Annotated in this window: 12 protein-coding genes; all 12 read left to right on the top strand. The window is 33.0% G+C overall.

Annotation, left to right across the window (positions count from 1 at the left end):
- The first annotated feature begins 3 nt into the window (after positions 1-3).
- The 12 genes from T1L09_RS07925 to T1L09_RS07870 all read left to right on the top strand — a co-directional run bounded on the left by T1L09_RS07925 (position 4) and on the right by T1L09_RS07870 (position 17,596).
- A complete protein-coding gene (locus T1L09_RS07925; RefSeq protein ID WP_322550417.1) occupies positions 4-1,086 on the top strand; it encodes an HNH endonuclease family protein in 1,083 nt (360 codons plus the stop codon).
- 100 nt (positions 1,087-1,186) lie between these two features.
- Positions 1,187-1,918 carry a hypothetical protein gene (locus tag T1L09_RS07920; RefSeq protein ID WP_322550416.1) on the top strand — a complete coding sequence of 244 codons (732 nt, stop codon included), beginning with the start codon at positions 1,187-1,189 and terminating at the stop codon, positions 1,916-1,918.
- 729 nt (positions 1,919-2,647) lie between these two features.
- A complete protein-coding gene (locus T1L09_RS07915; protein WP_322550415.1) occupies positions 2,648-5,674 on the top strand; it encodes an amidohydrolase family protein in 3,027 nt (1,008 codons plus the stop codon).
- 2 nt (positions 5,675-5,676) lie between these two features.
- The gene (locus T1L09_RS07910; RefSeq protein WP_322550414.1) at positions 5,677-6,969 is read left to right on the top strand and encodes an amidohydrolase family protein; all 1,293 of its coding nucleotides are present in this window, start codon (positions 5,677-5,679) and stop codon (positions 6,967-6,969) included.
- A 63-nt stretch (positions 6,970-7,032) separates the two neighbouring features.
- Positions 7,033-7,827: a TrmH family RNA methyltransferase gene (locus tag T1L09_RS07905; protein ID WP_322550413.1), complete on the top strand. Its 795-nt coding sequence runs from the start codon at positions 7,033-7,035 to the stop codon at positions 7,825-7,827.
- Positions 7,828-7,963: 136 nt separating this feature from the next.
- Positions 7,964-10,180 (top strand): RelA/SpoT family protein, encoded by a 2,217-nt coding sequence (locus tag T1L09_RS07900; protein ID WP_322550412.1) that lies wholly within the window; start codon positions 7,964-7,966, stop codon positions 10,178-10,180.
- Positions 10,181-10,274: 94 nt separating this feature from the next.
- Entirely contained in the window at positions 10,275-10,709 is a 435-nt protein-coding gene (locus T1L09_RS07895) for a Fur family transcriptional regulator (protein WP_322550411.1), read from the top strand.
- Between the two features lie 29 nt (positions 10,710-10,738).
- A complete protein-coding gene (locus T1L09_RS07890) occupies positions 10,739-12,010 on the top strand; it encodes an adenylosuccinate synthase (RefSeq protein ID WP_322550410.1) in 1,272 nt (423 codons plus the stop codon).
- A gap of 113 nt (positions 12,011-12,123) precedes the next feature.
- Entirely contained in the window at positions 12,124-13,812 is a 1,689-nt protein-coding gene (locus tag T1L09_RS07885; protein ID WP_322550409.1) for an OstA-like protein, read from the top strand.
- Positions 13,813-13,857: 45 nt separating this feature from the next.
- Complete coding sequence (locus T1L09_RS07880) at positions 13,858-15,051, top strand: aspartate aminotransferase family protein (protein ID WP_322550408.1); 1,194 nt, start codon at positions 13,858-13,860, stop codon at positions 15,049-15,051.
- A gap of 125 nt (positions 15,052-15,176) precedes the next feature.
- On the top strand, positions 15,177-16,571 hold the full coding sequence (locus tag T1L09_RS07875; protein WP_322550407.1) for a tetratricopeptide repeat protein: 1,395 nt from the start codon (positions 15,177-15,179) through the stop codon (positions 16,569-16,571).
- 56 nt (positions 16,572-16,627) lie between these two features.
- The gene (locus tag T1L09_RS07870; RefSeq protein ID WP_322550406.1) at positions 16,628-17,596 is read left to right on the top strand and encodes a DUF368 domain-containing protein; all 969 of its coding nucleotides are present in this window, start codon (positions 16,628-16,630) and stop codon (positions 17,594-17,596) included.
- Positions 17,597-17,632: the final 36 nt, after the last annotated feature.

The following is a 17,632-nucleotide window of genomic DNA, read 5'->3' as shown; positions in this document are numbered from 1 at the left end:
AAAATGAAAATTGAACTTAAAGAAATATCTATTAGAGAAGTAGCAAATGAATATTTAAACGATAACGAAGAAGGGGTTGTAGGTTTTGGTGGTAAACTAAATATTCGTCCAAAATACCAACGTGAATTTGTTTACAAAGACAAACAAAGAGATTCTGTTATTGAAACAGTTGTTAAAGATTTTCCTCTAAATGTAATGTATTGGGTAAAAAATGAAGATGATACTTACGAAGTATTAGATGGTCAACAAAGAACAATTAGTATTTGTGAATATGTTACGGGAACATATTCTTTAAATTCAATGTACTTTCATAATCTTACAGATGTAGAACAAAACCAAATTTTAGACTATAAATTAATGGTTTACTTTTGTGAGGGTAACGATAAAGAAAAATTAGATTGGTTTAAAACCATTAACATAGCTGGTGAAAAACTTACAAATCAAGAATTAAGAAATGCAATCTATACAGGTTCTTGGTTAACAGATGCTAAAAAATATTTTAGCAAATCAGGTTGTCCAGCATACAGTATTGGAAGCGATTATATTTCAGGCTCTCCAATAAGGCAAGATTATTTGGAAACTATTATATATTGGTTAAGTGAAGATAATATTGAACAATATATGGCTGAAAATCAACACAAACCAAATGCAAATGAATTATGGCTATATTTTAATAGTGTAATGAATTGGATAAAAGTTGTTTTTCCAAAATATCGTAAAGAAATGAAAGGTGTAAATTATGGAGTTTTATATAACAAATTCAAAGACATTGAATTTGATGCTAAAAAACTCGAAGAAGAAATTACATTATTAATGCAAGATGAAGACGTAACAAAAAAATCAGGCATTTACGAATTTGTTATTACAAGAAATGAAAAGTATTTAAATATTCGTGCATTTACTGATAAGCAAAAAAGAGAGGCTTACGAAAGACAAAAAGGTATTTGTTCTAAATGTAAAGTAGAATTTGAGATAAGCGAAATGGAAGCTGACCATATTACACCTTGGCACGAAGGTGGTAAAACTACTGCTGAAAATTGTCAAATGTTATGTAAACACGATAACCGCATTAAATCAGGTAAGTAAAAATTTAAATAGTTCAATAATAAAATAAATGTTAAAGCGTTAAACATTCAAATAATTTTATATATTTTTGAATTATCATTAACTCTTTAACATTTTTATTATGGCATCAACATCAGAAGTCGGTCACGCAAAGAATGTAGCAAACTTTCAAGATTTAATTGAGTTTGTTACTGGGTATGGAGCAACTTACAATCCATCAAAAAACAGTCTTAAACTGCCACAACTCGTTGCACTAAAAGCAACGGCAGAAACAAAACTAACAGATGTAATCTCAAAAAATACCGCTTACAACAACAAAGTAAATGAACGTATGGTAGCTTTCAGCAACCTAAAATCTTTGTCAACTCGTTTAGTCAATGCATTGCAAACCACAGATGCAACAACCCAAACGATTAACGATGCTAAAACATTTAACCGCAAAATGCAAGGTAAAAAAGCGTCTGCTTCGCAAACACCAACAGACCCAAACGCACCAGCACCAAAAACAATTTCTACAAGCCAACAATCTTACGACCAACTAATACAACATTTAGCAGGCTTAAAGTCAGTCTTAGAAGAAGAATCAACTTATACTCCAAACGAAACCGACTTACAAGTTGCAACAATTGATGCAAAAATTGCAGACTTAACAGCTAAAAATACAGCAGTATCAACAGCATACACAAACATAAGCAATTCAAGAATTTCAAGAAACGAAACGCTCTATACAAGCGACAACGGCATTTTTGAAACAGCAAGCGAAGTAAAAAAATACATAAAATCTGTATTTGGGGCAAGCAGTCCACAATATAACCAAGTAAGCGGAATTAAATTCAGCAAACCAAAAGTGTAGCAGAACCCAAAACGAAAAAAAATAAAAAACAAAAAGACTTATGGCTCACGCAATAAGTCTTTTGTCATACTATTTCAGGTTATCGCCTACCCTATTTAGAAATTTAGCAACCGTGTTTAGATGTATAACAACCACTTTTAAATAGATGCAATACACCAAAAGAATTATAACAAACACAAATAGAAAACTGCTAAACATAAAGAGATATATGGCATACAATTTTAGATTTATGGCATACAATTTTAGATTTATGGCATACCTAAAAAGAAATATGGCATACATTTTTAGATGTAGAGCATACATAAATAGAAATCTACCGCACTACGAAAGGATACTGCTAACATCATTGCAATTGATATCCAATGTTTTAAAAGAAGTAATCCCTACATCAGCGGTTTGTAAATATCGTTTTATTTGGTAGTATCATCGCAATTAATTACTTGCAACAGAAACAAATTAAAAATAGATTTCAAACGAGAGTAACATTCATAAGCCACAAAACGGCTTGCGTTAGTGATGGAAGTAGCATCCTTTTTGTTTTTGTTTATCAAAAACAAAAAAGATAGAGGTGACAGCACGACCTGAAAGGGAACGCCCAAAAAAACAATCTGAAAACACTTCACAATCAAAACAATAAGATATTGAATATCGAAACAATTGTTAAAAAAATTTAATTAATTCATTATAGTAAGATAATTTTTATCTTTAGGCCTTTCAAAACCAAAAAATATGAGATATTTATCGTTACTGCTAGTTTTCTTGCTTTCCTTCAACGGAAATTCGCAAGAATACTTCCCAAAAAATGATGGCGTAAAACAAAGTTTTATAAACTATTACGCGTTAACTAATGCCACAATTTATGTGTCGGCCACGCAAAAACTTGAAAAAGCGACTTTGCTAGTCAAAGAAAATAAAATTATTGAAGTCGGCACTTCGGTTGCAATTCCAAAAGGTGCTATCGTAATTGATGCAACAGGAAAAACAATTTATCCTTCTTTCATAGAATTGTATAGTGAGTTTGGAATTACAAAACCAACCGCAAGACCAAGCGGAAATTTCAGTCCGCAATACGAGAGTAATCGCGAAGGCTATTATTGGAACGATCACGTAAAACCCGAATATAATGCCTACGAAAATTTAGGTTTTGAAGAAAAAAATGCTGGACTTTTAAGAGAAGCTGGTTTTGGAACTGTTTTGAGTCACCATAGCGATGGCGTTATTGCCGGAACAGGAATTCTTTGGACGTTAAATGAAAACGGTGGAAATGCCAACAGAATCATTAAAGACAAGGCTTCGCAACATTTTACCTTTAGCCGAAGTAAGTTTACCAAGCAAAGTTATCCGTCGTCAATGATGGGAAGTATGGCATTAATTCGTCAGGTTTTTCACGATGCAAAATGGTATGCTCAAGGCAATGCAACGAATAAAGATTTATCGTTAGAAGCATTTAATGCCAATAAATCATTGCTACAAATCATCAACGCCAACGATAAACTGACGGATTTAAGAGCTTCTAAATTAGGAAACGAATTTGGTGTAAAATTCTTAATCAAAGGCGGTGGAAATGAATTTGAACGTATTGATGAAATCAAAAAAACGGGTGCAACTTATATCATTCCGATCGATTTTCCAGAAGCTTATGATGTTTCGGATCCTTATTTAGCCCAACAAGTGAGTTTGAGCGATATGAAATTTTGGAATCAGGCTCCATTTAACTTGAAAATCTTAGCGGAAAATAATGTGCCTTTCGTAATTTCTTCAGCAGGTTTGAAGGATTTGAAATCGTTTTTACCGAATTTAAGAAAAGCCGTTTTATATGGTTTACCGAAAGAAAAAGCCTTAGTAGCCTTGACTGAAACGCCTGCGAAATTAGTCAATCAGTTTGATAAAGTAGGTTCAATTTCAAAAGGTAAATTAGCAAACTTCATCATCGTTTCAGGCGATTTATTTGATGAAAAAACTACGATTTTAGAGAATTGGGTGCAAGGAAACCGAAGTGAAATTGATAAAATAAATCCAACCGATATTAGAGGAACTTATGCTTTAACATTTGACAACCAAGAATTTGAACTAAAAATAAATGGCGAAACTTCAAAATTTGAAGCAAAAACCGTTCGTGATAGTTTAGATTATGGTACAAAACTACAATTTTCTGATCCTTGGGTGAATTTGGTAATTAGAAATCAAGATTCTACCAAAGCGAACTTCGTAAGACTTTCAGGAACTTTCGTTGCCGGAAGTATGCAAGGAAAAGCCGTTTTAGAAAATGGAAAAGAAACGACTTGGACAGCCATTAAAAAAGAAACCTCAGTTGTTGAAGAGAAGAAAGACGATAAAAAAGACGAAGAAAAAACGCCTGAAATGTATGCTGTTACATTTCCAAATATCGCTTATGGAACTACCGAAAAACCAAAACAGGAAACACTTTTATTCAAAAATGCTACGGTTTGGACCGGTGAAAAAGATGGAATTCTGAAAGAAACTGACGTTTTAATTACAAATGGAAAGATTTCGCAAATTGGTAAAAATCTTTCGGCATCCAATGCGAAAACAATTGATGCAACTGGAAAACATTTAACTGCTGGAATCATTGACGAACATTCGCACATCGCAATTTCAAATGGTGTAAATGAAGGCGGACAAAATTCATCAGCAGAAGTAACGATTGAAGATGTTGTAAATTCTGAAGACATCAATATTTATAGAAATTTAGCGGGTGGCGTTACTTCTTCCAATTTATTACACGGTTCGGCGAATCCTATTGGTGGTCGTGCTGCGTTTGTAAAATTGAAATGGGGTTATTCACCAGAAGAAATGATTGTAAAAGATGCTCCAAAATATATCAAATTTGCTTTGGGTGAAAACGTAAAACAATCGAATTGGGGTGAAAATGCTCGTAATCGTTTTCCGCAATCGCGTATGGGTGTGGAACAAGTTTATGAAGATTATTTCACCAGAGCACAAGAATATAAAAAGGAATGGGATGCTTTTAAAGTGGCAAAAGGAAAAAATAAAGTTTCACCAAGATATGATGTAGAAATGGAAGTTTTAGGCGAAATTTTAGCTAAGAAACGTTTCATTACTTGTCACACTTATGTGCAATCTGAAATCAATATGTTGCTAAAAGTCGCGGAACGATTTGATTTTAAAATTCAAACTTTTACACACATTTTAGAAGGTTACAAATTAGCCGATAAAATGGCGGAACACGGCGTTGCAGGTTCAACATTTGCCGATTGGTGGGCGTATAAATACGAAGTAAACGATGCCATTCCTTATAATGCTTCGATTATGCAAAGTCAAGGTGTGAAAGTTTCTATCAATTCAGATGATGCTGAAATGTCGCGTCGTTTGAATCAAGAAGCTGGAAAGACGGTAAAATACGGAAACGTTACCGAAGAAGAAGCTTGGAATTTTGTAACGATTAATCCAGCCCAAATTCTTCAAATTGACGATAAAACCGGAAGTATTAAAGTAGGAAAAGATGCTGATGTGGTACTTTGGACAGAAAGTCCGTTATCAATTTATACACGTGCAGAAAAAACGGTTGTAGATGGAATTGTTTTTTACGATTTAGCAAAAGAAAATGAAACTTTAGCAACAATCCAAAAAGAACGTGCAGAATTAATCAATTTGATGCTTGACGCGAAGAACAAAGGAATGAAAACGCAAATGCCTAAGAAAAAGGAAAACGGTCATTACCACTGTGATACTCTTGGTGAAAATTGCAAAGAATCTCACTACAAATACAATTAATTATGAAAAAATATATAGTTCTTTTATCGCTGTCTTTGTTTGGATTTGCCCAACAAACTCCAGCACCAAAACAAACTAAAAGCATTCTTATTTTAGGAGCGAAAGCCCATTTAGGAAACGGAAATGTAATTGAAAACAGTTTGATATCAATCATTGACGGAAAAATCGCAACCATTGGTGATGCCACAATAATGAAACCTGCAAAGCACGATGTTATGATTGATGCCTCAGGCAAACACGTTTATCCTGGCTTTATTGCTCCAAATTCAACTTTAGGATTGGTAGAAATTGATGCCGTTAGAGCTTCAGATGATGAAAGTGAAATTGGTGAATTTAATCCGCACGTAAGAAGTATTATTGCCTACAATTCAGAATCTAAACTCGTTGAAACTACGCGTCCAAATGGTGTTTTAATTGCACAAATTACCCCAAGAGGTGGAAGAATTCCAGGAAGTTCATCAATCGTACAATTAGACGCTTGGACTTGGGAAGACGCAACGATTAAAGCGAATGATGGCATTCACCTAAACTGGCCAAGAAGTTATTCAAGAGCAGGTTGGTGGGCGGAACCAGGAGGAATTGAAATGAACAAAAATTACGAACCACAAATTAAAGAAATTCAAGCTTATTTTGATAATGCTTTTGCCTATTTGGAAAGTAAAAATACTAAAAAAGATATTCCGTACGAAGCAATGAAAGGCTTACAATCAGGTGAAAAAACTTTATATATCAACGCAAATGGAGAAAAGGAAATTATTGATGCTGTTTTATTCAAAAAGAAAAACAACATCAAAAATATGACAATCGTAGGTGGATATTATGCTTTTAGAGTTGCACCATTATTAAAAGAAAATAATGTTTCTGTACTTTTAAAACGGATACACGATTTACCTTTGCTAGAAGATGAAGACGTTAATTTACCTTACAAAAACGCTAAATTATTAGTAGATGCGGGTGTTTTAGTCGGACTTCAAAATGCAGGAGATATGGAGCGTATGCAAACAAGAAACTTACCTTTTTATGCGGGAACTTGTGCCGCTTGGGGACTTTCAAAAGAACAAGCTTTGGAATTAATATCAGGAAATACCGCTAAAATTTTAGGAATTGATAAGCAATATGGAACTTTAGAAGCAGGTAAAAGTGCTACTTTGTTTATTTCAGAAGGTGATGCTTTGGATATGAAATCGAATTTAATTTCATTGGCTTTTATCGATGGTAGAAATATCAGTTTAGAAAGTCATCATACCGAATTGTACAAACGCTACAAAGAAAAATTTGAGCAAGCACAAAAATAATAGCAAAAGCCTTTCAGTAAATGAGAGGCTTTTTTTGTAGTTTTGCACTGTAAAATAAAATTAATGAAACAAATTACTTCTGTTCAAAATCCGTATATCAAATCGTTAGTTCAACTTCAGGAAAAAGCAAAAGTTCGCAAACAAACGGGCACTTTTTTAATTGAAGGAAAACGCGAAATTGAATTGGCACTAAAAGGAGGTTATGTTTTGGAAACTGTTTTGTTTTTGCCTGAAATAATTTCTGAAAAGGAAATAGGACACTTGTTAGGTTCGAGTTATGCCGATAAAATTGAAATTTCTAAAGATGTCTATCAAAAATTAGCTTATCGCGATACGACAGAAGGAATTTTAGCGATTGCCAAAACTAAATCATTGGATTTATCGGATTTAAAATTATCTAACAATCCTTTAATCCTTATTGGAGAAGCTTTAGAAAAACCTGGAAATATTGGTGCAATTTTAAGAACGGCTGATGCTGCAAATTGCGATGCCGTAATTATTGCCAATCCAAAAAGCGATTTATACAATCCAAATATTGTGCGTTCAAGCGTTGGTTGTTTGTTCACCAGACAAATTGCAATTGGATCAACAGAAGAAGTAATTGCGTTTTTGAAGGAAAATAACATTAATTTTTATTCGGCTACTTTGCAAGATTCTACTGAATATCACACACAAGATTACACTACTCCAACTGCTTTAGTTGTGGGAACAGAAGCAACGGGATTGTCTGAGAAATGGCGAACGGAAAGCACTAAAAATATTATCATTCCAATGCAAGGCGAAATTGATTCAATGAACGTTTCCGTTGCGGCTGCGATTTTACTGTTTGAAGCGAAAAGACAAAGACAATTTCAATAGCAATAACAAGTTCAAATTTCAATTTAAAAACAAGAAAAATTGAAATTTCAACTAATAAAATAATTTTTCAATTTTCTTTTAACATTATTGCATAATTCAAATTTTCGCCTTACTTTTAATAGGTTAAAGAAAGTATATGACAGAATTAGAATTAGAAGCCGAAAATAAAGCAATTGCCCAAGAATATAAAGAATTACTTCGCATTAGTTATCAAACCCTTACCGATGAAGATAAAAAAATCATCCGTAAAGCATTTGATGTAGCTGTTGACGCACACAAAGATCAAAGAAGAAAATCTGGTGAAGCTTATATTTTCCATCCTATTGCTGTGGCTAAAATTGTAGCGAGAGATATCGGATTAGGTGCTACTTCTATTGCCGCTGCTTTGATGCACGATGTGGTGGAAGATACTGACATAACGGTTCAGGACATTGAAAAAATGTTTAATCCTAAAATAGCACAATTAGTTGAAGGATTAACCAAAATTGCCAAAGTTAAAACCGACAAAGAAATTTCGATGCAAGCGGAAAATTTCCGTAAAATGTTGTTAACTTTAAATGACGACGTTCGGGTAATTCTAATAAAAATTGCTGATAGATTGCACAATATGCAGACTATGGGAAGTATGGCGGATTACAAGCAAGCCAAAATTGCTTCTGAAACTTTATATATTTATGCACCTCTCGCCCATCGTTTAGGTTTGTATAATATAAAAACGCACTTAGAAGATTTGGGTTTAAAATATACCGAACCAGAGGTTTACAACGAAATTGTAAGTAAAATTAAAGAAACCAAGGAAGAACAAGACGAATACATCAAATATATTTCGGAAATTTTAAGTAAATCACTAGAAGCAGAAGACATCAAATTCACGATTAAAGGACGACCAAAGTCTATTTATTCGATTCGTAGAAAAATGAAAGCGCAGAACGTCACTTTTGATGAAGTGTATGATAAATTTGCTTTAAGAATTGTGTACGAATCCAATCTTCACGAAGAAAAATTTGTGGCTTGGAAAATTTATTCTGTGGTAACTGATCATTATCGGCCTTCACCAAGTAGGTTGCGGGATTGGATATCATCACCGAAATCATCTGGTTATGAAGCGCTTCATATTACCGTAATGGGTCCGAAAGGCCGTTGGGTTGAAATTCAAGTGCGCAGTGAAAGAATGAATGAAATTGCAGAGAAAGGTTATGCTGCACATTATAAATACAAAACGGGTGCAACGGAAGAACACGGTTTAGAAATTTGGTTAAACCAATTAAAAGAAGCTTTAGAAAATTCTTCGGGGAATGCTGTGGATTTTGTAGAAGATTTCAAACTGAATTTGTATGCCAAGGAAATCTATATTTTCACTCCAAAAGGAGAAATTAAATCGTTACCAAAAGGTGCCACTTCTTTAGATTTTGCATTTAGTATTCACTCAGAAATTGGTGTTAAAACCAGAGGAACGAAAGTAAATGGAAAATTAGTTCCCTTAAACCACGTTTTAAACAGCGGTGATCAGGTTGAAATCATAACTTCAGTCAATCAAAAACCAACGATGCAGTGGTTGGATTATGTAACCACTTCAAGAGCAAAGAATAAAATAAGAAACGTTTTAAACGAAAATGTCAAAAAAATTGGAGAGGACGGAAAAGAACTTTTAGAACGAAAACTACGGCATTTAAAAATTTCTTTGAACGAAACTTCAGTCAACGAACTAGTTAATTTCTTCAAATTGAATACAAGTTTGGAGCTGTTTTACAAAGCCGGAATTGGCGCAATTGAAAACCAACAATTGAAAGATTATGCTGCTCAAAAAAGCAATACTTTAGTAAATTTCTTTAAAAAAACAATAAAACGATCTCCCTCATCAACTGACACTGTATACAAAAACGACCCTAATAAGAAATTTGACATGTTAGTTTTTGGTGCAGACCAAGATAAATTAGACTACAAATTATCTAATTGTTGCAACCCAATTCCCGGAGATGAAGTATTTGGTTTTGTAACAATTGGAGAAGGCATAAAAATTCATAAAAAAGATTGTCCGAATGCAATTAGTATGCAGTCAAATTATGCCTATCGAATTATGCAAGCTAAATGGATTGATTCTTCTGAACAAGAATTCAGAGCAATTTTAAAAATTACCGGAATGGACACGATGGGTTTAACCAACGAATTAACTAAAGTAATATCCAATCAAATGAGTGTTAATATTCAAAGTATTGGCTTGAGTAGTGATGCTGGAATCTTCACGGGTCAAGTTTCAGTTGTTGTTCAAAACAATACCATTTTAAAAAAACTAATCGAAAATATAAAAAAAGTAGACGGAATCGAAAAAGTAACAAGAGTGAATAATAATTAACAATAGTTAATAACTTAAATCTTGCGACTAACTTTCAGATTTCATACAAAGCAAAAATAACACTACCTTTGCAAATATTTCATTTTCAAAAACAATGGAAAACAAAAATCAAGAAACTGTAAAAAACGTTTTTACAAAATATTTAGAAGATAAAGCGCACCGTAAAACACCAGAGCGCTTTGCCATTCTTCAAGAAATTTACGATGCTACCGAACATTTTGATATCGAATCTTTGTATATCAAAATGAAAAATAAAAACTACCGAGTTAGCAGAGCTACACTATACAATACGATAGAACTATTATTAGAATGTGGTTTAGTTCGCCGTCATCAATTTGGACAAAATCAGGCACATTACGAAAAATCTTACTTCGACAAGCAGCACGATCATATTATTTTAACAGATACTGGTGAAGTTATGGAATTTTGTGACCCGAGAATTCAACAAATCAAACAAACTATGGAAGAAATGTTTGATATTGATATTCAAACACATTCCTTATACTTCTACGGAACAAAAAAGAAATAAATACACAAACAACAACAAACAACAACACAATGACTGTAGACTTACTACTTGGATTACAATGGGGAGACGAAGGAAAAGGAAAAATCGTTGACGTTCTAACTTCTAATTATGATATTATTGCTCGTTTTCAAGGTGGGCCAAATGCAGGACACACTTTAGAATTTGACGGAATTAAACACGTTTTAAGAACAATTCCATCGGGGATTTTTCATAAAAAATCAATCAACATTATCGGAAATGGTGTAGTAATTGACCCAGTAGTTTTCCAAAAAGAAATTGAAGGTTTGGCAAAATTCAATCTAAACATTGAAGGAAAACTATTAATTTCTAGAAAAGCACACTTAATTTTACCAACACATCGTTTATTAGATGCCGCTTCAGAAGCTTCAAAAGGAAAAGCTAAAATCGGTTCAACTTTGAAAGGAATTGGTCCAACATACATGGACAAAACTGGAAGAAATGGTATCCGTGTTGGCGATATTGAATTAACAGATTTCAAACAACGTTACAGACATTTAGCAGACAAGCACGAAGCAATGATTTCGTTCTATAATGTTGATTTACAATACGATTTAAAGGAATTAGAAGATGAATTTTTCGCTGCCATAAATGAGTTAAAAAAATTAACTTTCATAGACAGTGAAGAATATTTGAATAAAGCCTTAAAAGAAGGAAAATCAATTTTAGCAGAAGGAGCGCAAGGTTCTTTATTAGATGTTGATTTTGGAACGTATCCGTTTGTAACTTCTTCAAACACTACTGCTGCAGGAGCTTGTACTGGTTTAGGAATTGCTCCTAACAAAGTAAAAGACGTGTTTGGAATTTTCAAAGCTTACACCACAAGAGTTGGAAGTGGGCCATTCCCAACAGAAGATTTTGAAAGCGCTGGAGACACCATGGCAAAAGTTGGAAACGAATTCGGATCAGTTACTGGTCGTGCACGTCGTTGTGGTTGGTTAGACTTAGTAGCACTGAAATATGCTGTTCAAGTAAATGGAGTAACACAATTATACATGATGAAAGGCGATGTGCTTTCAGGTTTTGAAACGTTGCAAGTTTGTACAGGCTATAATTATAAAGGAGAAATCATTCAGCATTTACCTTACAATATTGAACCTGAAAACGTTACACCAATATTTACGGAAATGAAAGGTTGGAAAGCTGATTTAACAGGAATGACAACTTATGCTGAATTGCCAGTAGAATTGAAAGAATATATTGAATTCATTGAGAAGGAAGTTGAAGTGCCTATCAAAGTAATATCAGTAGGACCAGATAGAAAACAGACAATTACCAAATAAATTTAAAAACGCTTTCATTTGAAGGCGTTTTTTTTGCTTAAACTGATAATTTATTCTTAATTATCAATCCATTTTAGAGTTTTTAACTAAATTTGACTCAAAATAAATACGCCTTGAAAAAAACATTTTTTTATACTACCATTTTATTGTTTTTTGTAGCATTAGGATTAGCACAAGAGAACAAAGAAGTAATTCTTGAAAATTCTAATTTCACTGAAGAAAATGATTTTGAAGTTCCTGGAGCTGTTGTGTTCACAGGTGATGTTCGCGTTTTGCATAACGGTATAAAAATCCGCTGTAACAAAGCCTATTATTTCAAGGAAGAAAAATACTTGAAAGCTTTTGGCAATGTACAAATAAATCAGGGTGATACTATTTTTATGAACAGTAGATATGCTGAATATGATGCTAAAATAGAATATGCATTCGCTACAGGAGATGTTTCAATGCGTTCTCCAGAATCTACTTTGGTAACTGACACTATTTATTTTGACAAGAAAAACCAACAAGCTTTCTATAATTCATTTGGAACTATTCAAAATAAAGAAAATACATTAAAAAGTAAATCGGGTCGCTATTATATTGACCAAAAGAAATATAAATTTACAACAGCAGTCACCCTAACAAATCCGCAAAGTGTAATTAAAACAAATAATTTAGATTTCTATGAAGGTCCGGGACACGCTTATGTTTTTGGTCCTTCAACAATTACTAGTAAAGGAAATGTTATTTATACCGAGAACGGCTTTTACGACACTAAAAATGATGTTGGAAAACTTTCGAAAAACTCCAAAATCACATACGATAATAAAATAATTGAAGGTGACAATTTATTTTTTGACCAAAAGAAAAACTATTCTAGAGGAATTAACAATGTAAAAATCACCGATACCATTAATAAAGTTATTGCAACTGGGCATTATGCCGAATTGTATCGCAACGTCGAAACCAAAAAAGATTCAATGGTGTTGACAAAAAAAGCTTTGATTAAAACTTTAGTTGAAAAAGACACCATGTATATGCACGGAAAGAAAATTATTGTTTCCGGACCTCCAACAGATCGCGTAATTAGAGCTTCTAACAATGTTCGTTTTTACAAAACCGATATGAGTGGCAAATGTGATTCATTACATTCGAGCACAAAAAATCAGTTAACTCAATTAATTGGAAAACCGGTTCTTTGGAATGGCGACAACCAAATGACTGGCGACGTGATGCATTTAATTGGCAACAATCAAACTGAAAAATTAGATTCTCTAAAAGTTTTAAATAATGCTTTTATCATCCAAAAAGACACTTTAAGTAAAAATGGATTCAACCAAATGAAAGGTCAGAATCTGTATGGAAGGTTTGAAGATAATAAACTTCGGGAAGTGGATATAATAAAAAATGCTGAGTCTATTTATTACATTTGGACCGAAAAAAATGAGTTTGTCGGAATTAGAAAAGCTGTTTCAAGTCGAATTAATATGGAAATGAAGGACAATCAAATGGAAACTGTGACGGGATATACTAATACTGAAAGCAATATTTATCCTGAAGAAGAATTCCCTGAAAATGCTCGAAAATTAAGAGGTTTCTTATGGCGTGGCGAGGAACGAATTTTAACTAAAGACGATATTTTTCCTGCCGAAGAATTAGCGCTGGACGAAAAAGTACAAATCGAAGCGAAAAAGAAAGCAATTGAAAACGAAATACCGATGGAAATTCAAAAAGATGCCTTGGAAAATAATGCGACAAAACCTAAAGTAAAGAACAAAGCAAAAACAGCTGTGAAGACAGTAAAACCTGCGAAAAAATAATCTTTTAAAACGTTACTAAAGCGTACTATTAAACGATTCAACAAAATGATTAAAGATTTTTATAAATATCAAGCCCAAACATCACCTTATCCATTAGCTTTAGAAGTTGCTTATGCAAAAGGTTCCTATATTTACGACACAAACGATAATCCCTATTTAGATTTTGTCGCTGGTGTTTCTGCCTGCACATTAGGTCATCAACCGAAACGTGTTAATGATGCAATTAAGAAACAATTAGACTTGTATTCTCACGTAATGGTTTATGGCGAATATGCGCAACATCCAGCAACGGAATTGTGTAAATTATTAGCTGATAACCTTCCCTACCCGCTTACGAAAACCTATTTAGTAAATTCGGGAACCGAAGCTATTGAAGGTGCTTTAAAATTAGCAAGAAGAATTACTGGAAGAAGTCAATTGATTTCTTGTCACAATGCTTACCACGGAAATACGATGGGAAGTATGAGTGTGATGGGATTCGAGGAACGCAAACAAATTTTTCGCCCTTTGATTCCTGATGTCGATTTTATTACATTCAACAATGAAGCCGATTTAGAAAAAATAACTACCAAAACTGCTGGAATTCTTTTAGAAACAATTCAAGGAGGTGCTGGTTTTATTGAACCTCATAACGATTTTCTTAAAAAAGTGCGAAAGCGTTGTGATGAAGTTGGTGCTATTATGATTTTAGATGAAATTCAACCTGGATTTGGTCGCACAGGAAAACTTTTTGGATTTCAAAATTATGATGTTGTTCCTGATGTCGTAGTTATGGGAAAAGGAATGGGCGGCGGCATGCCAGTTGGTGCTTTTACAGCTTCAGAAAAAATGATGGATTTATTAAGTCACGATCCAAAACTCGGACACATTACAACTTTTGGCGGACATCCTGTCATAGCAGCCGCTTGTTTGGCAACGCTTCAAGAAGTAACAGAAACCAATTTAATGGTTGAAGCATTAGAAAAAGAACAACTGTTCAGAAAACTTTTAGTACATCCCTTAATTAAAGAAATTCGCGGGCGAGGTTTGATGCTAGCCGCAATGACTGATACTCCAGAAATCACAAATGAGGTAGTTTTAAGATGTTATAAAAAAGGATTAATCTTATTTTGGTTGTTGTTTGAAGCTTGTGCGGTGCGAATTACACCTCCTTTAACATTATCTAATGAAGAAATTAGAAAAGGATGTGGCATTATAATTGAAGTACTTAATGAAATTGAAAAGGAGTTAAGAAATTAAAAAATTATAGTTAGTAAAGTTATTGTAAATTGTTAATTAAATTGTTTACAACAAAAACTTTTCGAACAATTGTTTCTCTCTATTATTATTACCTTTATTTAGGATAATTCAAAAAAGAAAGCGCTATGAACTTGAGTCACGAAGAAGAAGAAAACAGCTTATCCTTATCTAAATTTGAATCAATGCTAAAAACTAACAAGGTTTTTTTCTTTGATTCTGAGGAGTTTGAAGATATTATTCTTCATTATATGGATACGGGAAGGATGAATTTAGCAAAAAAAGCGCTAAAATTAGGTTTGGAACAACATCCAAAATCCACCGGATTAAAACTAGTTCATGTTGAAATGTTAGTTTATGAAGACAAACTCGACATAGCTGAAAAGTTATTAAATGAGTTATATGCTATTGAACCAACAAACGAAGAAATTTACATCCAAAAAGCCAATATATATTCCAAAAAAGACGACCATGATAAAGCAATTGAATATTTAAAAATTGCTTTAGAATATACCGATGATTTTGCCGATGTACATTCTATGATTGGTATGGAATATCTTTTTATGGATAACTTAGAATTAGCAAAAGATCATTTTATCAAATGTTTAGACGAAGACACCGAAGATTATTCGGCACTTTATAATGTGGTTTATTGCTTTGATTTTCTAGATCAAAACGAAGAAGCTGTAGTTTACTTGAATAATTTTATTGATAAGAATCCTTATAGTGAAGTCGCCTGGCATCAACTGGGAAGACAATATTATGCCTTAAAAAATTATGAAAAAGCAGTTTGGGCTTTTGATTATGCAACGCTAATTGATGAAGGTTTCTTAGGAGCTTTTATGGAAAAAGCGAAGTCGTATGAAAAACTAAAAAACTATAAAGAAGCCATCGAATGCTACAAAATAGCCATTGAATTAGATGATCCATCTTCTTTTGTTTTACTTAGAATGGCAAAATGCTATGAACGTCTTGAAAACTATGAATTTGCATTAAATTATTACCAACAAACTGTGCACGAAGATCCGTTGTTAGACAAAGGTTGGATTGCAATTACTGATTTTTACATTCGGCAGAAAAACTATCAAAAAGCATTGTATTACGTAAATAAAGCAATCGCGATTGACGGAGAAAACCCACTATACTGGAAACGATATGCAGCAGTAAATAGTGCTTTACACTTTTTTGAAGAAGCAGAATTTGGTTACCGAAAAGCATTCGAAGCAGGCGATGTTAATTTAGATACTTTTACACTTTGGACCGATGTTTTACAATTTTTAGGTGAATTTGAATCATCAATTGAAATACTTACGAATGCTACGGAATTATTTCCAGAAGAATACGAAATTGAATATCGTTTAGCCGGTTTATATTTTTTAATAAACCAAACAAAAAAAGGCACTATTCACTTAAACAATGGATTAGAATTAAATTACAAAAACAAAACCGTTTTAAAAGATTATTTTCCAGTTGTTTGGGAACGAATAGAAGTTCAAAAAATAATTGCAAAATTTAAAAAATAAATACAAATTTTTAAAAATAACTTCCAAAGTAGAAATGCTTTGGAATTTTTATTGCTATGAGAAAACTATTCCCTGATTATTTAATTATTACACTAAAAGGTTTAGCAATGGGCGCTGCCGACGTAGTTCCTGGTGTTTCTGGAGGAACGATTGCCTTTATTTCTGGTATTTATCAAGAATTAATTGACAGCATCAATAATGTTAATTTATCTGTCCTAAAAACTTTGAAAAAAGATGGATTAAAAACTGCTTGGCAACAAGTTAACGGCAGTTTTTTACTTGCCTTATTATCAGGAATTTTCATCAGTGTTTTGACGTTTTCAAAGATAATTACCCATTTATTGGAAGATCATCCTATTTTAGTTTGGTCGTTCTTTTTTGGTTTAATTATTGCAAGTATAGCATTAATTTGGAAAGAAACAAGCAACTGGAAAGTAGTTGATATTTTAGCTTTAGTTATAGGAATTGTATTATCATATTACATCACAATTGCCAGACCAGTTAGCTCTCCAGACAGTTATTGGTATATATTTTTATCAGGTTTTATTGCAATTATAGCAATGATTTTACCTGGCATTTCGGGAGCTTTTATTTTATTATTAATGGGTTCTTATGAAGCGGTAATTGGAACAATTAATAAATTTAGAGAAGGAATTGTGAAATTTGATATGGCGATTTTAGGCGATGCAATGCTGAAATTAAGTGTTTTTGCGCTTGGTGCCATAATTGGATTAAAATCGTTTTCTAAAATCCTACATTGGATGTTTGAAAAACATAAAAATACCACATTAGCTTTGTTGATTGGTTTTATGGCCGGATCTCTAAACAAAGTTTGGCCTTGGAAACAAGTGTTAGAAACCAGAATAAATACGCACGGTGAGGTCGTTCCGTTTATTGAAAATAGTATTTTACCACAAAACTTTGAAGGAAATCCCCAAGTTATGACAGCTATTATTCTTGCAATTGTTGGGTTTTTTGTTATTTTCGGAATGGAAAAAATGGCAAGGAAATTAGGTAAAAATTAATCCATTTTAACACTAATTGAAAAAATTCTAAGTAAC

The organism is Flavobacterium psychraquaticum, assembly GCF_034497725.1.
GTDB lineage: Bacteria > Bacteroidota > Bacteroidia > Flavobacteriales > Flavobacteriaceae > Flavobacterium > Flavobacterium psychraquaticum.
Note: the sequence above shows the minus strand (reverse complement) of the source record. Positions and strands in the feature narration are given on the sequence as shown.